The sequence below is a fragment of the Brevibacterium atlanticum genome (genome assembly GCF_011617245.1).
Lineage (GTDB): Bacteria > Actinomycetota > Actinomycetes > Actinomycetales > Brevibacteriaceae > Brevibacterium > Brevibacterium atlanticum.
The window spans coordinates 1,174,084-1,195,403 of the sequence record NZ_CP050152.1 but is presented as its reverse complement, the minus strand read 5'-3'; the positions used below and the strand labels follow the sequence as shown (position 1 = coordinate 1,195,403).

Annotated in this window: 17 protein-coding genes; 5 read left to right on the top strand and 12 right to left on the bottom strand. The window is 67.0% G+C overall.

Annotated elements, in window-relative coordinates; genetic code table 11:
* Positions 1-161: 161 nt before the first annotated feature.
* Both topA and GUY23_RS05135 read right to left on the bottom strand, forming a co-directional pair.
* Positions 162-2,939, bottom strand: a complete 2,778-nt coding sequence (gene topA / locus GUY23_RS05140; RefSeq protein WP_166970323.1) for a type I DNA topoisomerase — start codon at positions 2,937-2,939, stop codon at positions 162-164.
* A 204-nt stretch (positions 2,940-3,143) separates the two neighbouring features.
* Positions 3,144-4,715 carry a DUF7059 domain-containing protein gene (locus GUY23_RS05135; protein WP_228282744.1) on the bottom strand — a complete coding sequence of 524 codons (1,572 nt, stop codon included), beginning with the start codon at positions 4,713-4,715 and terminating at the stop codon, positions 3,144-3,146.
* A 34-nt stretch (positions 4,716-4,749) separates the two neighbouring features.
* Between GUY23_RS05135 and GUY23_RS05130 the strand changes: the two genes are divergently transcribed.
* Positions 4,750-7,026, top strand: a complete 2,277-nt coding sequence (locus GUY23_RS05130) for a DEAD/DEAH box helicase (RefSeq protein ID WP_166970321.1) — start codon at positions 4,750-4,752, stop codon at positions 7,024-7,026.
* Positions 7,027-7,031: 5 nt separating this feature from the next.
* On the opposite strand, the gene GUY23_RS05125 is transcribed toward GUY23_RS05130, so the two are convergent.
* From GUY23_RS05125 to GUY23_RS05085, 9 genes are all read right to left on the bottom strand, one after another.
* The gene (locus GUY23_RS05125; RefSeq protein ID WP_166970319.1) at positions 7,032-7,349 is read right to left on the bottom strand and encodes an Rv3654c family TadE-like protein; all 318 of its coding nucleotides are present in this window, start codon (positions 7,347-7,349) and stop codon (positions 7,032-7,034) included.
* The gene (locus GUY23_RS05120) at positions 7,346-7,732 is read right to left on the bottom strand and encodes a TadE family type IV pilus minor pilin (protein WP_166970317.1); all 387 of its coding nucleotides are present in this window, start codon (positions 7,730-7,732) and stop codon (positions 7,346-7,348) included. Before GUY23_RS05120 ends, GUY23_RS05125 begins: the two co-directional genes overlap by 4 nt.
* A 6-nt stretch (positions 7,733-7,738) precedes the next feature.
* On the bottom strand, positions 7,739-7,984 hold the full coding sequence (locus GUY23_RS05115) for a DUF4244 domain-containing protein (RefSeq protein ID WP_166970315.1): 246 nt from the start codon (positions 7,982-7,984) through the stop codon (positions 7,739-7,741).
* A gap of 218 nt (positions 7,985-8,202) precedes the next feature.
* Positions 8,203-8,805, bottom strand: a complete 603-nt coding sequence (locus GUY23_RS05110) for a GNAT family N-acetyltransferase (RefSeq protein ID WP_166970314.1) — start codon at positions 8,803-8,805, stop codon at positions 8,203-8,205.
* A gap of 109 nt (positions 8,806-8,914) precedes the next feature.
* Complete coding sequence (locus tag GUY23_RS05105; RefSeq protein WP_166970313.1) at positions 8,915-9,502, bottom strand: type II secretion system F family protein; 588 nt, start codon at positions 9,500-9,502, stop codon at positions 8,915-8,917.
* Positions 9,503-9,507: 5 nt separating this feature from the next.
* Positions 9,508-10,212, bottom strand: a complete 705-nt coding sequence (locus GUY23_RS05100) for a type II secretion system F family protein (protein WP_166970311.1) — start codon at positions 10,210-10,212, stop codon at positions 9,508-9,510.
* Positions 10,209-11,381: a TadA family conjugal transfer-associated ATPase gene (locus GUY23_RS05095; RefSeq protein WP_166970310.1), complete on the bottom strand. Its 1,173-nt coding sequence runs from the start codon at positions 11,379-11,381 to the stop codon at positions 10,209-10,211. Before GUY23_RS05095 ends, GUY23_RS05100 begins: the two co-directional genes overlap by 4 nt.
* Entirely contained in the window at positions 11,378-12,385 is a 1,008-nt protein-coding gene (ssd, locus tag GUY23_RS05090; RefSeq protein ID WP_166970308.1) for a septum site-determining protein Ssd, read from the bottom strand. The genes GUY23_RS05095 and ssd overlap by 4 nt, the downstream gene beginning before the upstream one ends.
* Positions 12,386-12,631: 246 nt before the next feature.
* Complete coding sequence (locus GUY23_RS05085) at positions 12,632-15,376, bottom strand: hypothetical protein (protein WP_166970307.1); 2,745 nt, start codon at positions 15,374-15,376, stop codon at positions 12,632-12,634.
* A gap of 337 nt (positions 15,377-15,713) precedes the next feature.
* Here GUY23_RS05085 and acs point away from each other — a divergent pair, with 337 nt between their 5' ends.
* Together acs and GUY23_RS05075 are read left to right on the top strand one after the other, a co-directional pair.
* Positions 15,714-17,651: an acetate--CoA ligase gene (acs, locus tag GUY23_RS05080; RefSeq protein ID WP_166970305.1), complete on the top strand. Its 1,938-nt coding sequence runs from the start codon at positions 15,714-15,716 to the stop codon at positions 17,649-17,651.
* A 192-nt stretch (positions 17,652-17,843) separates the two neighbouring features.
* The gene (locus GUY23_RS05075) at positions 17,844-18,251 is read left to right on the top strand and encodes a phage holin family protein (protein WP_166970303.1); all 408 of its coding nucleotides are present in this window, start codon (positions 17,844-17,846) and stop codon (positions 18,249-18,251) included.
* Positions 18,252-18,345: 94 nt separating this feature from the next.
* Here the strand turns inward: GUY23_RS05075 and GUY23_RS05070 are convergent, their stop codons facing one another.
* A complete protein-coding gene (locus tag GUY23_RS05070) occupies positions 18,346-19,347 on the bottom strand; it encodes a TetR/AcrR family transcriptional regulator (protein ID WP_166970300.1) in 1,002 nt (333 codons plus the stop codon).
* A 102-nt stretch (positions 19,348-19,449) separates the two neighbouring features.
* Here GUY23_RS05070 and GUY23_RS05065 point away from each other — a divergent pair, with 102 nt between their 5' ends.
* Positions 19,450-20,409, top strand: a complete 960-nt coding sequence (locus tag GUY23_RS05065) for an ABC transporter ATP-binding protein (RefSeq protein WP_166970298.1) — start codon at positions 19,450-19,452, stop codon at positions 20,407-20,409.
* 59 nt (positions 20,410-20,468) lie between these two features.
* Positions 20,469-21,308, top strand: coding sequence for an ABC transporter permease (locus GUY23_RS05060; RefSeq protein WP_166970296.1), 840 nt, complete (start codon positions 20,469-20,471; stop codon positions 21,306-21,308).
* Positions 21,309-21,320 lie beyond the last annotated feature (12 nt).

Here is a 21,320-nt window from a genome sequence, read left to right as displayed (position 1 = left end):
ATCGTCGGCGAACGATGCAGGTTCGCAGCGACCAGCGGGAGCGCGGCCCGCTTAAGTTCTGACGACCGGGCCTTGGGTGGGCAAAATGGTCGGAGGTTCTCGCCCGAGGCCCGACCATTTCGCCCACTTACCAGTTGGTAACTACCCGTCCGGTAGTAGGCTCAGGGAGTCTTCGGCTTCGCCGAGCTCGTCTTCTTCGCAGCCGTCGTCGACTTCTTCGCCGCCGTCGTCTTCGCCGCGGTGGTCTTCTTCGCCGCGGTGGTCTTCTTCGCAGGAGCCTTCTTCGCCGCCGTCTTCTTGGCCGGGGCCTTCTTCTTCGCCGGTCCCTTCGCGCGCTTCTCGGCCAGCAGGGTCGCGGCGCGTTCGAGGGTCACGGCCTCGACGGAGTCGTCCTTGCGCAGGGTCGCGTTCGTCTCCCCGTCGGTGACGTAAGGACCGAACCGGCCGTCCTTGACGACGACGGGCTTCTTCGTCTCCGGGTCCTCGCCGAGTTCCTTGAGCGGAGCCGCGGCACGACGGCCGCCGCGCTGCTTCGGTTCGGCATAGATCTTCAACGCCTCATCGAGGGTGATGGTGAAGATCTGCTCCTCCTCGGTCAGCGACCGGGAGTCCGTGCCCTTCTTCAGATACGGTCCGTAGCGACCGTTCTGCGCGGTGATGTCCGTGCCCTCTTCGTCCTGGCCGACGACGCGCGGCAGGCTGAGCAGCTTGAGCGCGGTCTCGAGGTCGATCGTGTCGAGATCCATCGACTTGAACAGGGATCCGGTGCGCGGCTTCGGCTTCTTGGCACCACGCTTCGGCTTCTCCTCGGGTTCAGGAAGCACCTCGGAGACGTAGGGGCCGAAGCGCCCGTTCTTCGCCACGATGGTGTGCCCGGTCTCCGGGTCGACGCCGAGCTCGCGGTCCTCGCCTCCCTGGGTCTCGATGAGCTCGGCGGCCTTCGCCGCCGTCAGCTCGTCGGGGGCGAGGTCCTCGGGCACGGAGACCCGCTTCGGGTCCTCGCCTTCGACTCCCGAGACGACCTCGAGGTAGGGGCCGTAGCGGCCCACGCGCAGGTTCACACCCTCGCTGATGGCCACGGTGTTGACCTCACGAGCATCGATGTCGCCGAGGTCGTCGACGATCGCTTTGAGACCCTCCCGGTCCTGTGTCTGGTCGCCGAAGTAGAATCCGGCCAACCAGTCGTTGCGGTCCTCTTCGCCCATCGCGATGCGGTCGAGTTCGGACTCGAGGTCAGCGGTGAACGCGTAGTCGACGAGCCCGGTGAAGTGCTCTTCGAGCAGCCGCACGACGGAGAACGCCAACCAGCTGGGCACCAGGGCGTTGCCGCGGGTGGTCACGTAGCCGCGGTCCTGGATGACCGAGATCGTCGCCGCATACGTCGAGGGACGGCCGATGCCGAGCTCTTCGAGCTGCTTGACGAGGCTGGCCTCGGTGAAGCGCGGCGGCGGTGCGGTCGTGTGCCCGTCGGCTTCGGCCTTGACGACCGAGAGCGCCTGGCCCTCTTCGACCTGCGGCAGTCGCGATTCCCCGGACTTCGTGTCATACCGAGAGGCGTCGGTGCCCTCTTCGTAGGCGGCGAGGAAGCCGCGGAAGGTGATGACGGTGCCGCTCGCGCTGAAGCCGGCCTCGTGGCCGTCGGCGAGCGCGGCGCTGACCTTGATGGTCGCGGTCTTGCCCTTCGCGTCGGCCATCTGGCTGGCGACAGTGCGCTTCCAGATGAGGTCATAGAGACGGAACTCATCCCCACCCAACTGCTTGGACACCTGGGCCGGGGTGCGGAAGGAGTCACCGGCAGGGCGGATCGCCTCGTGGGCCTCCTGCGCGGACTTCTGCTTGCTCGCGTACTGGCGCGGCGACTGCGGGACGAATTCGGGACCGTAGAGTTCGGTCACCTGCTTCCGGGCGGCCGCGATGGCCTGGCCCGACAGTGCCGAGGAGTCCGTACGCATATAGGTGATGTAGCCGTGTTCGTACAGCGACTGCGCGGTGCGCATGGCCTGGCGGGCGCTCATGCGCAGCTTGCGTCCGGCCTCCTGCTGCAGCGTCGAGGTCGTGAACGGGGCGGCCGGGCGGCGGGAGTACGGCTTCGACTCCACCGCGGTCACGGTCAGCGCGTCCTTGGCGGTGCCGTTCAGTTCGGTGGCCAGCGCTTCCGCGCGGGCCCGGTCGACGACCGTCGCCGAGGTGGTCTTCAGCTGGCCTTTGTCGTTGAAATCCCGTCCGGTGGCGACCCGTGCCCCATCGAGGGTGGTGAGGTTCGCAGCGAACGGGTTCGTCCCGTCGGGCAGGCCGAGATCGATGTCGAGGTCCCAATAGTCGGCGGGGACGAAGGCCATGCGTTCGCGTTCGCGTTCGACGACGAGGCGAGTGGCCACAGACTGCACACGTCCGGCGGACAGGCCCGCCCGGATCTTGCGCCACAGCACGGGTGAGACCTCGTAGCCGTAGAGGCGGTCGAGGATGCGTCGGGTCTCCTGCGCGTCGACGAGGGATTCGTCGATGTCGCGAGTGTTCTCCAGAGCACGTTCGATCGCTTCAGGGGTGATCTCGTGGAAGACCATGCGCTTGACGGGGATCTTCGGTTTGAGCACCTCGAGCAGGTGCCAGGCGATGGCCTCTCCCTCGCGGTCCTCATCCGTTGCCAGATAGAGTTCGTCGGCGTCCTTGAGCAGACGCTTGAGTTCAGTGACCTTCTTCTTCTTGCCCGGGTCGATCCGGTAGTAGGGGTCGAAGCCGTTGTCGACGTCGACGGCGAACTTCCCGTACGGCCCCTTCTTCATGTCGGCGGGCAGTTCCGAGGGGGTGGGCAGGTCGCGGATGTGGCCGACGGAGGCCTCGACGTCATAACCGTCGCCGAGGTATCCCACGATCGTTCGCGCCTTCGTCGGAGACTCGACGATGACGAGGCGACGGGGCTTCTTCTCGGTTGTGGTCACGCTTTCACATTCCTCTCACGGCACCTGCTGCTTCATGCAACGGACGATCCGGCCCAATGTAACACTGTTGTTCGGGCCGGCTCCGCATCGGGCCGACCGGGTAGGACACCGGTCGGATTCGATCCGGACACGGCGTCAACGGTTTTCGATCCTAACCCTATTCCGCGATCGGTCGAGTCACTCTTCCTCATCCCACCCCGTCGCTCAGCCGTCTCCGGGGCCACCGCCGGGCAGCAGGGCACCCGCCGCGGCCAGGGCTCTGACCTGGGCGATGAGCTGGTCTTCCAAGGCAGTGGCATCCACCTCGAGCAGCTGTGCCAGAGCACCTGCCGTCTGCCGCAGAGTCAGCGATCCGTCGGCCACGGAGACGAACCCGGCCAAGGCCGTGTCGAGGTCGAAGATCTGCCCGAAGCCGATTCCCTGTTCCAGGGTGATCGAACTCGGTTCCGACTCACCGGGCACGAAGTGGCGGTGTTCGACGAGGTCCGGTGACCGAGTGAAGGCAGTCTGGGCGATCTCCTCGGGCCCGGCCCCGGCCAACCAGGTTCGGATGGCGATGACCGTGGTGAGGAATTCGGCGAGTCCGTGCGGATTGTTCGCCGGCGCCGAGGTGATCCGGACCCTGGCATTGAACGAACCGTTGTCGATCGTTGGCACATCGTTATCGGAACGGTTCATGAGCACGTACCCGAAGACGATCTCCTCCACAGCCCGAGCGTCGAAGTCGTCGAGCCAGTCGGTCATGGCGGTGTTCCAGGAGTCACTGGCTCGCGGGATGCCGCCGTCACGGACCCAGGTCTCGGCGTAGGCGACGGGGTCGAGGGCTTCGCGTTCGATGACGAACACGGAGGTGTCATCCTCGCTCACCCAGGTCTCCGGTCCGTCCCCGCTGCCTGAGGTGGTCTCCCAGTTGCCGAGGCAGACGCTGCGTCCGCCCGGGGTGAGGACGGTGGGGATTCGGGTGAAGAGGTCCCGGACGAGGGCGTCGCCGGTCAGTCCGCCGTCACGGTATTCGAAGGTCGTGTCCGTGCTCCGCGGGGTGATGACGAACGGAGGGTTGGACACGAGCAGGTCGACCGTCTCAGACAGTGGTTCGAGCAGGGAGCCGTGGCGGAAGTCGATGTTCGCCACCCCGTTGATCTGCGCCGACAGGAACGCCAGGTGCAGGGCACGGTGGGAGATGTCGGTGGCGATGACCGTCTCACTGTGCCGGGCCAGCAGCAGTGCCTGGATGCCGCAGCCGGTACCGATGTCGGCGGCGAGATCGACCGGTTCGCGCGGGGTGATGGACACCAGGGTGCGCCCGGCCCCGCCGAGTCCGAGCACGAACTCGCCGTCGAGGACGTCGGGGTTCGTCAGGGTGCCGTGATCGGCCACGAGGTAGAGGTTCTCATCGCCGGGACGGAAGCCGCGCGGAACACCTGTCGGAAGGTCATACGGGGTGAGGGCGAACGGGGCACGCACTTCATCGTCGGTGATCTCGATCAGCCCCGCCTCGGCGGCGGTGTCGAATGACTCCCCCAGCACGATGCGGATCGTCTCTGCCTCGACGCTGCGGTGGAAGTGGAAGAGCAGCGCCAGGCCGGCCAGCCCCCGGTCGGCGGTCGCGGCAGCGTCATCGGCGAGCAGTCGTGAGCAGGTGCGGATGGCCGGTGCGGCGTCGTTGCGCATCAGCGCGTCCGAGGTCGGCCCGCCCCAGAGCTGTCGCAGTCGCGGTTCGGTGTAGCCGGCACGGTAGAGGGTCTCGCCCAGGCGGGTCAGCGGTAGATCGGTCACAGAAGAATCCTAACGACTGCGCCATAATTGACCCATGGCCTCCTCTGCTCTCCTCGACATCGTCACCGGTTTCGGTGCCCGGGATGAGCGCATCGTCCACGTCCGCGACGTCCCGCAGCGCTTCGAGTCCGATGCCGACTGGCCGGACTGGATCGACGAGGAGCTCAAGCACGCCTGCCATGCGATCGGCGTCGACGCGCTGTGGCAGCACCAGCTCGAGGCCGCGACCACGGCCAGGGACGGCTCCGATGTCGTCATCGCCACCCCCACCGCCTCGGGCAAGTCCCTGGGGTTCTGGCTGCCGGTGCTCGCATCGATCCAGGCCACGCGCGACAAGCTGCGCACCGCCTCGTCGATCTATATCGCTCCGACGAAAGCGCTGGCCGCCGATCAGCTGGCGAAGTTGGAGCGCTTCATCGTCCAGGGCATGCGACCGGCCGCCTATGACGGAGACACTTCGCAGGCGTCGAAGGACTGGGCCCGGAGGCATGCGAACATCATCTTCACCAACCCGGACATGCTGCACCGGTCGATCCTGCCCCAGCACGAGCGCTTCGCCCGGATGTTCAAGAACCTGCGCTTCATCGTCATCGACGAAGCCCACCGGTACCGCGGAGTCTTCGGCTCTCACGTCGCCCTCATCCTCCGCCGCCTGCTGCGCATCGCCGCCCACTACGGAGCATCTCCTGTCGTCATCGGGGCCTCGGCGACGATGGCGGATCCGGATGCGGCGTTCGCGAAGCTCACCGGTCGGCCCGCCCATGCGGTGAGTCTCGATTCCTCGCCGCGGGCGGCCGGCAGCTTCGCTCTGTGGGAGCCCCCGGTCTCGCCCGGCGGGGACCGGCGCAGCGGTCTCGTCGAGGCCGCCGACATCATCACCGATGCCATGTGCGCGGGCTACCGGTCGATCACGTTCATCGCCTCCCGCCGTGGCACCGAGGCACTCGCCCAGACCGTCCGCGACCAGGTGGGAGCGGTCGATGACTCGCTGACCGGGAAGGTCGCCGCCTACCGGGGCGGGTATCTGGCCGAGGAGCGCCGGATGCTCGAGACCGCTCTGCGTTCGGGTCAGCTGCTGGCGGTGGCCTCGACGAACGCCCTGGAGTTGGGCATCGACATCTCCGGGCTCGACCTCGTCATCATCTCTGGCTGGCCGGGCACCCTGGCCTCTCTATGGCAGCAGGCGGGGCGGGCCGGGCGAGCCGGGCAGCGGTGGATGGCCGTGTTCATCGCCCGCGATGACCCGCTGGACACCTACGTCGTCCACCATCCCGAGGTCATCTTCGACTCCCCTGTCGATGCCGGGGTCATCCATCCGGGCAATCCGCATGTGCTCTCCGGGCATCTGTGTGCGGCCGCCGCCGAGGTGCCGCTGAAGGCAGCCGATCTTGTGCACTTCCCCGACAATGCGCGTGAGGTCATCGATGGCCTCGTCGAGCGGAAGATGCTGCGTGCCCGGCCCACCGGTTGGTTCTGGGCCAAGGACGAACCGGCGACGGATCTCGCCGACATCCGCGGTGCCGGGGGTGGGCAGTTCCGCCTCGTCGAGTCGAGCACGGGCACGCTGCTGGGCACCGTCGACGAGTCCGGGGCACACACCGGCGCCCATCCTGGTGCGGTGTACACACATCAGGGTGTCGACTTCACCGTCCTCGATCTCGACCTCGACGAACGCATCGTGTTGGTCGAACGCAGCGAGGTCGATTACACGACTCAGCCGCGTTCGGCCACGGAGATCGAGATCGTCGACACCGATGCGCAACGCGTTCTGCCTTCGGGGGTGGCGGTGTGCAGCGGGACCGTCGACGTCAAGGATCAGGTCGTGGCCTACCGGATGCGTGCGAAGCGGGGTGGGGCGATCATCGCCGAGCACGAACTCGATCTGCCCGAACGCACCCTGCGCACGAAGGCCGTGTGGTGGACGATCCCGCAGACGGTCCTCGATGAGGCCGAGGTCGTCTCCGGTGACCTGCCCGGAGCCGTCCACGCCGCCGAGCACGCCTCGATCGGGCTGCTGCCCCTCTTCGCCGGCTGCGACCGGTGGGACATCGGCGGGGTGTCGACGGCTCTGCATGCCGATACGGGCCTGGCCACCGTCTTCGTCTACGACGGACTGGCCGGTGGGGCCGGTTTCGCCGAACGCGGCAGCGAGGTCATCGAAGACTGGCTGGCCGCAACACGGGATGCGATCGCGGCGTGCGAATGCGTCGACGGCTGCCCCTCCTGCGTGCAGTCGCCGAAATGCGGCAACGGCAACGAACCCTTGGAGAAGGACGCCGCACTGCGTCTGCTGCGCACCGTCCTGCAGTGACGGCGCTACTTGCCCGCCACGGCCTTCTCCCTGACCTTCGGCAGCGGGCCGGGGATGTCGACTTCGACGACGACGTAGGCGGACTGTTCGCTCAGCGACGCCCGGCAGTCATCGAGACTCCCGCCGTTGCGCTCAGCCACCTCCTCGGCGATCTCGCAGGGTTCGCCGGTCGCGAGTCCGCGGACGGCGTCAGCGGCGGCGAGCGCCGCCAGGTCGGCCGCACTCTGGGCTCGACTGTGGGCGACGAAGGCCTGCCCGAGGCTGCCGATCGCGGTGACGAGGACGAGGATGATCGAGCACAGGCCCACGGCGATGTTCGTCATGAGGCTCCTCCTCGGTCTCCTTCGTACCGAGCGGTGGCGGCGGCATCGACCGTGTCGAGGAAGAAGATCGCTGCCGGCAGACGGATGGTCACGGTGACGACCGAATAGCCGCCGTCGGCGCGGACGGTGACCGAGGAGGCCTCCCCAGCGTGCTTCTTCGCTTCGGCGACGACGGCCGCCTGCGATTCGCCGCGGGCGATCTCACGGGCCGCCGCACGTGCCGCGTCGAAGGCTCGCAGCTGGGAGAAGCCGACCGCGGCGGCTCCCGTGAGCAGAACGACGAGCAGGACGATGGCGGGCATGACCACGGCGAATTCGGCCGTCGCCGTGCCGACGTCTCGGCCCTGTCCGTCGCTGCCTTCACGGGAGTCTCGCCGGCCCATCCCGGTTCAGCCTCCCAGTCCGAGCGCGGTCTCGATGACTCCGGTGACGAGTTCCTTGATCGGTTCGGATTTGAGGATCACGACGAGCAGGGCGGCGAACCCGCAGGCGGCCAGCGTGGTGATCGCGTATTCGGCGGTGGTCGCTCCGGTGTCGTCTCCCCAGAACTCGTCGGTGCTGATGTTCCCGGTGACCGATTCGATCGGCTCATCCGGTGGATCCTCGATCTCCGGGGCCGGTGACGTGGTGCTCATGCTCTCCTCCTTGGCTGCGGATCCGCTCGCGCTCTGCAAGCGGATCTCCAGGCTGGGAGGCAAAAGCCAGCGGTGTCCAGGGTCGGAATCGGGCCTGTGGATACCGTGTCGTCGTCCACAGGCCGATCACGTGCGAGTCACGGCGGCATCCACAGTCATCGGCGTGTGAGTGACTGCCCGACTGTCAGATTCGGACTGAGGCCGGCTGGTGAAGCGGTTCAGGTGTTTCCGACCCAGTCATCTCGGAGAAAGGCCATGATCACCTCGTCGTGGCGGCGTCCGTTGAAGAACACGGCCTCACGTCGACGTCCCTCCTCGACGAATCCGGCCTTCGTGTACGAGGCGATTGCGCGGGTGTTGAACGCCCACGTCTGCAGCTCGATGCGATTGAGTCCCAGTTGGAGGAACCCATACTTCACGGCCAAGCGCACCGCATCGGAGCCGTACCCGCGGCCGTGGAATTCCGGACCCAGCACGATCGCCAGGGTCGCGGACTGATTGATGGAACTGCGGCCGTAGAGGGTGACGTGACCGACGAACTCCTCGGTCTCTGTCAGCTCGATGCTGAAGCCCACGGCCTCGCTCGAGGTGTTCGCGCTCCACTGGGAGAACTGTTCGGAGACTCCGCCTTCGGGCCGCGGCAGAATCGTATGGTTCTGCAGGACGACGATCGAGGGGTCGAACCACCACTGTTCGAGGTAAGGCAGGTCCTCCTCGCGCAGGGGACGCAGTCGCACGGATCGGCCGACGAAGAGATTTTCGGCGTAGTCTTCGGCCTGTTCGACATCGGACAGCTGGTTGAAGGGTGGTACCTGTGCCATATGCCGACCCTACCGACCGAATCTGAAAGCCCGTGCAATACCTCCGATATGCAGGACTCAGGAGCACCGCGAAGGGGCCACGAGGACCCTGCAGGACTCAGAGGAACACTCAGAGGAACACTGTGGTGAGATCCGAGAGCAGGGAGATGACGACGGGCACGACCGATAGCAGCAGGAACGCCGGCAGGATGCACACGCCCAGGGGCAGCACCAGTCTCACCCCGAGTGCCGCGGCGGCCTCCTGGCGACGCCTGCGGGAGGAGTCACGCAGCTCCTTGGCCACGGATTCGATGAGCGGTGCCGGGCCGACTCCGGTGTGTTCGGAGAACTCGAAGACCTCGAGCACAGGCAGCAGCCGGTCGTCCTCGGCGAGCTTCTTCCCGCCGATCGTCATCGCTCGTCCGATCCGCTGCAGGCCCGAACGGTCTCCCGTGGCGTCGGCGGTCAGCGTCAGCGCCACGGGGATCGGCAGCCCCGAGGTCAGGCAGATCGCGACGAGGTCGAGATCGAAGGCCAGCTGATCGTCGGCCACCGGTGCAGGATCCTGTGAACGAATGGCCCGAGATTCGCCAGTTCCACCGTCCTCACCGCTGCCGACACCTCCAGCACCGAGGAGGTCCTGCAGTCGTCCGCCGGTCGAGCCCGACCACAGGAGCACGGCGAGTGCGATGAGGAGGCCGATGAGCACGGGTCCCATGGCGCTCACCGCTGGGCCCGCAGCATCATGGACCGCATCCACCATCGACCGAGCACGTAGAGGATCAGTCCCCCACTGATGCTCAGCTGACCGGGCAGACCGGTGATCAGTTCGACCGGTTCGACCCCGATGAGCAGTCCCAGTCCGATGCCGATGAGCGGCAGCCAGCTGAGCACCCGCACCGTCGATTTCGGTCCGGCCATCGCGATCTGGCGTTCCCGCTCCGCGTCGAGGGCGTCGCGTTGGGCGGCGGCATAACGCAGAATCATCTCTGCCGCCGGTGCCCCGGAGCGTTCGGATACGGTCCACACTGCGGCCATGCCGGCGAGCACCTCGGCGGCGGGCGCCGGCAGATTCGCACTGCGGGTGGCGATGGCCCGGCCGGGCTCCTCTCCCAGCGAGATGGCCCGCGATATCGGTGACAGGGCCTCGTTCTGCCTGCTCAACGTCGCCATCACCGCCTGCGGGGTCATCCCGACCTTGAGCAGGTGAGCGCAGTTCTCAACCGCGGATATCGCCCACAGTCTCTCACTCTGCGCCTCCTCGGCACCGCCGCCTCGGCGGAGGAGATGCAGGAGACGCAGCGGGGACGATCGAGCGGATTCCTCGCGACCGCCTCGGCGGAGGAGTTCGCGCAGGCGGGTACCCGGGTCCGGCGGGGCGGTGAGGATGACTCCGACGGCCACGAGCACGGCGGTGAGGACGATCATCCGGCGGACTTCTGCTCGAGCACGGCTTCGAATCGGGCCAGGGCACGACGATTGACGGTGCCCGGAGCCGACGGCGAGGGCCTGCCCCACACGGGTTCCATCACCACCCCGTCGGTGTTCGTTCGGGTCGGGATCGCCAGTTCGGTCACCCCACGATCGGATCCTGACCTGCGCAGATGGACGACGAGATCGATGGCGGTGGAGAACTGCGAATACACCGCCTCGGGGCTCATCTGCGCCAGCGCCCCCAGGGCGGCCACACGGCTGGGCACGGCTTCGGCGGTGTTCGCGTGGATCGTCGCGCACCCGCCCTCGTGGCCGGTGTTGAGCGCGGTGAGCATGTCCCTGACCTCGGCCCCGCGGCACTCTCCTACGACGAGGCGGTCCGGGCGCATCCGCAGGGCGTTGCGGACGAGATCGGTCAGGGTCACCTCGCCGCCGCCTTCGACGTTGGCCTGGCGGGCGGCGAGCTGGACGACGTGCGGATGGGCGACGATGAGCTCCCGGGAGTCCTCGACGATGACGATGCGCTGGACGTCCTCGACGAGGGTGAGCAGGGCGCCGAGGAGGACCGTCTTGCCCGTGCCCGTGCCGCCGGAGATGAGGATGTTCGCTCGTGCGGTGACCGCCTCGGCGATGAGCGGGCTGATCTCATCGGGGATGAAGCCGTCGGTGCACAGACCCGCGAAGGGGAATCCGGAGCGTTTGGGCACGCGGAAGGAGATCGTCGTGGTCTCGCCGGAGATCGGCGGGACGATCGCGTTCATCCGCACCCCGTCGGGCAGACGCACATCGACATAGGGACTCGAATCGTCGAGGCGGCGCCCGCCGAGGGCCGCCAGCCGCACCGCCAACGACCGCACCTCGTCCTCGGACCCGAGCGAGAGGTCGAGCAGGCGGGGACCGTCGCCGGTGTCGGCGAAGATCTCCCGCGGTCCGTTGACGAACACGTCGGTGGTGCCGGGAACCTCGAGCACGGACTGCAGGGGCCCGGCCCCGGACAGCTGCGCGGAGAGGCGGGTGACCAATTCGAGCAGGGCGGCAGAGCCGAGGACGCGGCCGGTGCGTTGGACCGCCTCGGCGACGGCGGCGGTGGTCACCGGCCCCGGTTTGTCGAGCAGGGTCTTGCGGACGTCGGCGACGAGGGAGGCGTCGAGCCATTCGCTCATTCCACCCACTCCCCCAGCAGACGGTCGACGAGGCGGCCGAGGTGGGCGCCTCCCGGGATGCCCTCACCGCGGTCGACGGCGGCGGACAGGCCGCGGTCGTCGCGGATGCTTCCGGCCAGGCTCAACCCGATCGAATCGGCGAGGAGGTCGGCGTCGAGTCCGCCCGCGCCGGTCTCGCGGACGACGAGTCGGACATCCGGGTGGGCTTGGGAAAGGCGTTTGGCGACCTGTGAGGCGGCGACGGCCGAGCGGACCCGAGCCGGGGAGACGAGCAGCACGTGGTGGCAGCGGCGGGTCCATTGGGGTGGGGCGTGGCGGGGCAGGTCGACGATGACGAGGTCGAAGGCCTGACCGGCGGCGGCTAGGAAGTCATCGAAGACGTCCGGGTCGAGGTCGACGGTGTCGTCGCGTCCCCAGGACAGGAGTGCGAGCCCGTCATGCCGGGGCAGGGCATCGGCCAGGGTCGACGGGCGCAGCTGACCGCGGGAAGCACTGAGGTCGGTCCATCGGGGTCCGGGCACCTGTTCGGCTCCGAGGACGAGGTCGAGTCCGCCGCCCAAAGGGTCGGCGTCGACGAGCACGGCACTGTTGTCGGCGGCTGCCCGGCGGGCGAGCGCGCAGGCCAGCACCGAGGCTCCGGCCCCGCCGCATCCGGCGACCACCCCGACCGTGGTCCCCGGGGCGACCGGGGGCTCGATCGCGGCGATCATCCGTCCGCTCAGCCATTCGGCCGCCGCCGGCAGCACGGCGAGCTGATCGACGCCGAGGTGGCTCGCCTTCGCCCACGTGGAGCCGGGTTCGTCTCCATCGAGGACGACGAGGATCCGATCGGCGCGGTCCGTGGCGGGAGCTTCCTTGACATCCTCGCCGAGGAGGATGAGGGAGGCGGACTGCCAGCCGCCGGAGTCCGGGGGCAGGACGGTGAGGGTGACACCGATGCTTTCAGCGACGCGGGCACATTCTTCCGTGATCGCGCCGAGGTCGGTGATGAGGGCTACCTGCATGGCACAGAGCCTGTCGGCGGTCGGGTGTGCCGGGCCAGTTCGGGGTCGGTACCTGTGGATGGCAACTGCAAAGGGGCGCCTCCTGTGAGGTCGAGTCACAGGAGGCGCCCCTTCGGTGCACCGTGGGCCTTCAGCCCAGATCAGCAGCGATGTCAGCTGCAGCCACTCACATGATGTGAGCATGCCGGGGGCCGTTCGGTGCGGGCTGTGTCCACAGCCGCGGCGTCCGAGTCGGCCCCGGCCGGATCATCCGCGCTGGATGCCTTCGATGTTGCGCAGGACGCCCTCGCGGCCGTCGGTGTCGCGGACCTTGAACCAGGAGCCGTTGTCCTCGAGGCTGAGGTACCAGTCGCCTGGGTAGATCGTGAACACCGGTATTCCGGTCGTCGGGTCGACGGCCTCGCGCGGTTCGGGCACTGCGAACCAGAACGCTTGGATGATGGTGCGCCCGCCGTCCTGGCTGTTCTGGTCGTCCCGGCTACTGTGGTCGTTCTGACCATCGTCGGCTCGGGCCTGTCCGGCGTCGGCCGGGACGGGCTCGTTGTCGATGGCCGTCTGCGCCACGGTCTCCTCGTCCGAGGAGTCCGATCCCGCAGGCGACCGATGCTGGGCATCGGGCCGGTCGCGGTAGTCGGCGACGGGAACGTATTGTGTCGGTTCCTCGCTTTCCGGCGCTTCGGTCCTCTGACTGCGAGACGACTGCTGGTCTCCGGGTTCCCCGGCTACGACGTTCTCGCCTGCCGGGGTGCTGACGACCGTCGCCTCAGTGGAGCGGATGTTGGCGTTGTCGCCCGAGTCCTCTGGCGACGTGCCCGCATCCGTTGCCGGGCCCGCATCCGCATCCGTTGCGGAGCTCGCACCGGCCGACGGGTCGACGGTCTGCCGCTCAGCAGGGTCAGTCTGCTGAGTGGAGCCCGACGGCTTCACCGAGTCGGTCTGGTCGGCGGCCTCGGCGTTGACTGAGGAGTCGACACTGCCCGCGGACTCGGCGTTATCGGCGGATTCGGCCTTCACCGCCTCGTCGGTCTGTCCTTCACCGGCGGTCGACGATGTCGACTCCGTGTCCCCGCCGCTGATGGCGGCTCCCTCGGAGGCACGAGTGTTCGTGTCCGAGGACTTCGAGTTGACCTTCGAGACGAAGTCGCTGCTTTCAGCGGGCGAGACGACCGTCGGGGTCTCCTCGTCGGCACGCGATTCCGCATCCTTCGCCGAGGCGGTGTCAGAGCCCGAGCTCGAGGTCGCGGCGGTCGAGTCGTCGCTCGAACGCGCCGATGAAGCCGATGAATCGGTGGTCTCATCGGACTCCGAGTCGGGGGCGGCGTGGCGTCCGCGACGGCGTTCGGAGTCTGCATTGGCCGCGGCGGTTCCGGCGGCGACAGCTCCGGCGCCGGCTCCGACGACACCGACGCTCGCGGCGGCTGCCGCGGCACCGGAATCCGAGTCGCTGCTGTCCGAAGCCTGCTGGCCGGAATCACCCTGCGACTGATCGGGGCGGGAGTCGGTCTGGTTGTGGCCCGCTCCGACGCCGAAGGCCTGAGTCGGTTCGCTCTGCGCGTGCTGCGGAGCTTCTGAATCGCGACGACCGAGGTAGGTCTGTCCGTCGCCCGTGCTGTGCACGGGGCCGTCAGCGGAGTCGTCCGCTGCCGTTGCCGCATCGGACGGATGATCGCCGGAGACACTTCCGTGCGTGGAGCTGACACCGGAGTCGGCATCCGACTCAAGGGAACTCTCGGCTGGCGCTGCGAAGGCGTTCGCGGAGTCCACGCGCTCCTCCTGCTGCGGCGGAGCATAGGGGTTCGACTGCTGAGAGTCGTCCTGTGAAGCTGACTGACCGGGCTGACCGTACTGACCGGACTGCTGCCCCTGATCGGGAGCACCGAACTGATTCTGGTTCTGTCCGAACTGATCGGCTCCGGGCTGTCCCTGACCGTCGGCGGAGTCCTGCTGACCGGGCGCTGCGAACTGTGCCGATCCCGACTGACCGGGCCCATCAGGCTGACCGGCCTGACTCGGCTGGCTGAACTGACCTGGCTGGCCAAACTGACCAGCCTGAGCCTGCCCCGGCTGCCCGGGCTGACCCTGACCGTACTGGGCCCCCTGTGCGCCACCGGCCGGAGCCGAACCGTAAGGCGCGAAGCCGGGAACTCCGGCATTGCCGCCGGGGACATTCGCCACGGGAGCCGGGTGCGGAGTGTGCTTCGCCACCGGTCGAGCCTTGGGATGGGTCTCGATGGCCTCGCGACCGTCGAACTCCTTCGCGAAGAAGGGGATCATCGTGAACACGCCGGCGAAGAACGCGATGAGAGCCGCGAAGAACGTCAGGTAGGAGCCCACATGCCAGTAGACGGCTGAGGTGAGCAGGTCGACGAAGACATAGGTGAACGCGATCGCCGAGAGCACCGAGATGAATTGGTCGAGGCCGAGCGATCCGACTCGTAGTCGACCGCTGCCGAGCTTGTTGACCAGCACGGCCGCGACGATGAGCAGAATCGTGAGCACAGCGAAGACGAGCGCACCCATATCGGCGACGTTCCAGTGCCACAGGGTCGTCGACTCCCACTCATAGGCGCGGTAGGGCACGAACAGAGCGATGAGCGCCAGCAGTCCGGCGAACAGCAGGAACAGGTCGCGCAGCGTCAGCGGTCCGATGAGGCCCGGCCCCGTCTTCTGCTTGGGTGCGGGCGCTCCGCCGAACTGACCGGGTGCCGAACCGTAGGGTCCGGGTCCCGAGCCGTACTGGGCAGGTCCTGCCCCGTACGGTCCGGGAGCAGACCCGTACTGTGCTGGTCCCGACCCATACGGTCCCGGCGCTGAACCATAGGGCCCCGGCGCAGAGGCGTTCTGCCCGGGCGCTGAACCGTAGGGTCCTGGTCCCGATCCGTAGGCTCCGGGCGCACCGCCTGGCTGCTGCTGATTCTGACCGGGGTACTGCGGGGGCTGATCCTGCCACGGCTGTGGCCCGGACCCGGTTGGATGCTGCGGCGAACTCATCGCTTACTCCACTCGATCTCGGGGAAAGGTAACAGTGTTTCTGTGCCTGCACAGGTGGTTTCCCGACAGGTTCTGACCCCCATCCTTGCAGAACACAGGGCACCTGTGCACTCGTTCGCACATTCTGAACCCTGCGAATCTCCCTGCCTTCCCCTCGCCGAGGCGTTCTCAGCGACCGGGGAACCCCACCGCCACCCTGTGACCCTTACCACGTCGAATCCGCTGTGGCTACCCCCGATCACACCGTTCATCCGGTGAAACACAGCGTCTCGTGCCCTGTCTGTGGGTATACAGTTCAAGTGGAATTTTCGATCCACCAAAGAAGTCGGAGGGAAGAATGACTGAGACCAGTGCCGAGCAGACCGAGACGTTTGCTCCGCCCGAGCAGTTTGCGGCCGCTGCCAATGTCAAGGCCGACGAATACGAACGCGCCGATGCCGACTATCTCGGTTTCTGGGCCGAGCAGTCGCGAGACCTCGTCGATTGGAAAGAGGACTTCGGTGAGGTCCTCGACTGGACGGACCCGCCGTTCGCGAAGTGGTTCGTCGGCGGCAAGCTCAACGTCGCCTACAACTGCCTCGACCGCCATGTCGAGGCCGGAAACGGTGACCGCGTGGCGATCAACTTCGAGGGCGAGCCGGGCGATTCCCGCATCTTCACCTACGCCGAACTCCTCGCCGAGGTGTCGAAGGCGGCCAACACGCTCACCGAACTCGGCGTCAAGGCCGGAGATCGCGTCGCCATCTACCTGCCGATGATCCCCGAAGCGGTCATCTCGATGCTCGCCTGCGCCCGCCTCGGCGCGGCCCACTCGGTCGTCTTCGGCGGATTCTCCGCCGACGCCCTGCGCTCGCGCATCATCGATGCCGAGGCACGCGTGGTCATCACCGCTGATGGCAGCTACCGCCGCAACAAACCCACCAGCCTCAAACCGGCGGTCGATGAGGCGCTGTCGGCCGGTGACACGCCCGTCGAGCATGTCATCGTCGTCAAGCGCACCGGTCAGGACGTCGACTGGACCGACGGTCGCGACAAGTGGTGGTCCGACACGGTGGCCAAGGCCAGCGATCAGCACGAATGCGAGTTCTTCGACTCGGAGAACCCGCTGTTCATCCTCTACACCTCCGGCACGACCGGTAAGCCCAAGGGCATCCTCCACACCACCGGCGGCTACCTCACCCAGGTGCTGTACTCGATGAAGGCCGTCTTCGACGCCAAGCCGGCCACAGATGTCTTCTGGTGCACCGCCGACGTCGGCTGGGTCACCGGACACTCCTATGTCACCTACGGCCCCCTGGCTGCCGGCATGACCGAGGTGATCTACGAGGGCACCCCCGACACCCCGCACCAGGGCCGCTGGTGGGAGATCGTCGAGAAGTACAAGGTGACGACCCTCTACGCCGCCCCGACGGCGATCCGGACCTGCATGAAGTGGGGCGAGGAGATCCCGGGCAAGTACGATCTGTCCAGCCTGCGCCTGCTCGGCAGCGTCGGCGAACCGATCAACCCCGAGGCCTGGCGCTGGTACCACCGCGTCATCGGCGGCGAACGCTGCCCGATCGTCGACACCTGGTGGCAGACCGAGACCGGTGCGCACATGATCGCTCCCCTGCCCGGGGTGATGTCGACGAAGCCCGGCTCCTCGCAGCGCCCGATCCCCGGCATCTCCGTCGACGTCGTCGACGACACCGGGCAGAATCCGGCCGGACCCGAGGGTGGTCTGCTCGTCATCCGCCAGCCCTGGCCGTCGATGCTGCGCGGGATCTGGAAAGACCCCGAGCGCTTCAAGCAGACCTATTGGTCACGGTTCGAGGACACGTACTTCGCCGGTGACGGTGCCCGCCGGGACGAGGACGGAGACATCTGGTTCCTCGGGCGCGTCGACGATGTGATGAACGTGTCCGGTCACCGACTGTCGACCGCGGAGATCGAGTCCTCCCTCGTCGCCCATTCCAAGGTCGCCGAGGCGGCTGTGGTCGGTGCCGCCGATGACACCTCCGGTCAGGCGGTCATCGCCTTCGTCATCGTCTCCAACGGTGTCGAGGACTCCCCGGAGACCGCCGAAGAGCTGCGACAGCACGTGGGCAAGGACATCGGACCCATCGCGAAGCCGAAGAAGGTCCATATCGTCACCGACCTGCCGAAGACCCGGTCGGGCAAGATCATGCGTCGACTGCTCAAGGACGTCGCAGAGAACCGCGAGGTCGGCAATACGATGACGCTGGCCGATGCCTCGGTGATGGAGAGCATCGAGAAGTCGGTCGCCGAGTCCTGAGTCGACGGTCCCCGGCGACGACGCGGTTCGTTCGCTGGGGCCGACCCGCCGGTGACGGACGGCTGCAGCGCAGCTGCACGGTCCGGATCCGGCGGGTTTTCTCAGTTTCCGTCCGGTTCGCCTTTGGCCGCAGGGCGCCTTCAGACTACTCTTTAGTTAGATTGTCCTCTCGTTCTCGATTTAGGAGCACTCATGGCCGAACGGTCGATCAGCGAACTGATCAAAGGCATCAGCGACGATTCCAAAGCGATCGCCGAAGAAGAGATTGCGCTGGCCAAGGCCGAGGCCACGGCCGGTGCCAAGAACCTGGGCATCGGCGCCGGTCTCGCCATCGTCGCGCTCTTCCTGCTCTTCCTCTCCTCCTTCATGGTGATCTTCGCCGGTGCGGCCGCCTTCCACGAGGGCCTCGACTGGCCATGGTGGGGCAGCTTCCTCATCGTCTTCGGCATCCTCGCCCTCATCGCGATCATCCTCGTCCTCGTCGCCCTCCCGCTGTTCAAGAAGGGCAACCCGGTGCCGGGCACCGCGATCGGCTCGGCGAAGTCGCTGGTCGCTTCGGTCAAGCGCGCCGTCAAGAACCCTTCGGGCCCCAGGTACTGACCCCTCTCCCGATCTGAGAACCACGGCAGATGCCGAAGCGGCGCCGGACGAAACGTCCGGCGCCGCTTTAGTATTCGCACCCGCCTCTCGACGCTCAGCTCTGCTTCGCCACTCGCTCCCTGGCCTCCCGCAGAGTCTGACGCTCCTTCTTCCGAGCTTCAGCGAGCACCTTCTGCGCCTGCCTGACCGCCTTCCGCGCCTCCCGCAGCTTCTTGTCCGACTGCACACCGGGATGATCGTCGCCGATCGCCGCAGATCCCTCGGCGACACCCGCATTCGACCCGGCCGCCTCAGCGCGGTCACTAACATCGGCGGCATCGGCACCGGCCTCACCGGAGTCGTCGCGCCGCTCCTGCGAGATGCGGTCGATATAGGACTCCACACCGTCGAGTCCGCGGTCGAGCCCGAAATCGAAGGGATCCGCGTCTGAGATGAAGACTCCGGCGTCGATCGCCTGCCTCAGGTACGGATACCCGTCGCCGGTGATGACGGCGTCGAAGAGCGCAGACTCCCGTGCGGCCACCTCGGCGGCGTTCAGCCCCGTGGTCCGGCTCTCCTCCTCGTATCCGGCGTGGATGAGCCCCTTCCACCGCGCGGCACCGGTGACCAGAAGAGTCGCCGCGAGTCGCTCGTCCTGCGTCAGGCCGGTCTCGGCGAGGGCTTCGAGGCTGGCCTCGAGCCATGCTGAGCTGTTCGGAGTGATCGGGCTGCCGGTGATCGGAAGTGAGAGCAGCCAGGGCTGATTGATGAAGACTGACGACTGGGCCTCGTAGAGCTCTCGCAGTCGCTCCCTCCACCCGGTCGGGTCCTCTGTCTGCTCGGGCGGCAGACCGGTCGCCTCCTCCTGCATGAGCAGGAGCAGGTCGTCTTTCGAGCTGACGTAGCGATAGAGCGACATCGGTGTGTACCCGAGTCTCTTCGCGACTGCGGACATCGACACCGCCTGGATGCCGTCGCTGTCGGCGATCTCAATGGCAGCGTCGACGATCCTCTCGACGCTCATCTCCCGCTTCGGCCCTCGCTGCGGAGTCGCCGCGACGCCCCAGGCCAGCGCGATTCCGCTGGGCAGCTGCTCGATCGTGTCGTCAGAACTCATGTCGCCATCCTATATTGTGTATGCCATATATTGCGTGTTAGTGTCATATACAGTTTCTTTCATATACAGAAATCGATGACGACTCTCGAAAGGACTTTCATCATGACCACCGACGACTCCACCAGCACCGCAGCTCGTTCGACCGTTTGCGGCCCGCTCCTGACGGAGGGCACCGCCGCGGATGACACCCGATCCCCAGCCATCTCATTCACAGGTGTGAGCAAACGCTTCGGCGCGAAGACCGTCCTCGACGGACTCGACTTCCATGTCCACAGAGGCGAGGTCTTCGCCCTCCTCGGCTCCAACGGCGCGGGAAAGACGACCTGCATCAATATCCTCACCACCCTCGTCCGTCCGGACGCCGGTTCGGTTCGGGTCATGGACGTCGATGTGCGCGAATCACCCGCCGAGGCGAAGCGGCGATTCGCCGTCACCGGCCAGTCCGCGGCCGTCGATGCCCATCTTTCGGTCGAGGAGAACCTCGTCCTCCTCGGTCGGCTCTCCGGGCTGAGTCGTCGCGATGCGAAAGCAAGAAGCCGGGAGCTTGCCGAGAAGCTCAGTCTCACATCCTTCATGTCTGCCCGGGTCGCCGCTCTTTCCGGCGGCATGCGTCGCCGTCTCGACCTGGCGCTCAGCCTCGTCGTCCCGGTCGAGGTACTCATCCTCGACGAACCCACCACCGGCCTCGACACCCGGTCCCGGCAGGAGCTGTGGAACGAGGTCGGGGAACTCTCCCGAGGCGGCGCCACGGTGTTCCTCACCACGCAGTACCTCGACGAAGCCGATGTCCTGGCCGATCGCATCGGCCTCCTCGACAGCGGACGGTTGGCGGGCCTCGGCACACCTGCAGAGCTCAAGGCACGCATCGGCGAGGACACCGTGTCGATCCGCGGAAGCGACGGAACTCAACTGGAAGAGATCGCCACCGACGGCACTGTCGCCGGGCTCGCCTCGGCGCTCGAGCCGTGGACATCCCAATCGCCTCGGGCCTCGGTTTCCCTGCACAGTCCCAGCCTCGACGATGTCTTCCTCGCCTTCACCTCGGCTGGCTCACCGCATTGAGCACTCTCAGCACTATCCCGCGTTTCCGTTCACCGTCACCACCCAGAGAGGACACCGCAATGTCACAGATCCATTCGACCACCGAGTCCCCGACAGGACGGGTTTCCGCCGTCCTCTCCCGCACGGCCTCCCGCACCCGCCCTCGCGGGCTCTCCGCCGAGGCCACCTTCATCGGCAGAAGCCTGCGTCACGCTGTTCGCGACGTCGAATCGCTGCTCATGGCCGTCGCCCTGCCGGTGATGCTCATGCTCATGTTCACCTTCGTCTTCGGCGGCGCCCTCGATCCCGACGGCGGTTACGTCGACTACGTCGTCCCCGGAATCATCCTCACCTGCGCCGGCTTCGGTGCCGCCTCGACCTCGCTGTCGGTAGCTTCGGATATGACCTCCGGGTTCGTCGACCGGCTGCGGACGATGCCGGTGCGAGCGTCTGCCGTCATCACCGGTCATGTGGCGGCGAGCCTCGCAAGGAACCTGTTCGCCACCTCCATCGTCCTCCTCGTCGCCGTCGCCATCGGATTCCGCCCCTCTGCCGGAGTGGGCGAATGGCTGGCGACCATCGGACTCATCGCCCTCTACATTCTGGCGATCACGTATCTCTTCGCCGCCATCGGCCTCGCTGCGAAGTCTCCCGAATCCGCCAACGGGTACGGTTTCATTCTGCTTTTCCTCCCCTACGTCTCGAGCGCCTTCGTGCCGGTCGAGACCATGCCGAGGTGGTTGGAGGTATTCGCCGACAATCAGCCGATCACCCCGATCATCGACGCTCTGCGCGCACTGCTCATCGGCACCGAGATGGGCGCTTCCGGCTATCTCGCCGTCGGCTGGTGTCTGCTCATCCTCGCTGTGGCGGCGGTGTGGGCGGCGGTGCTGTTCAGAGCGAAGGCCGGGCAGCGCTGACCCGTGCCGGAA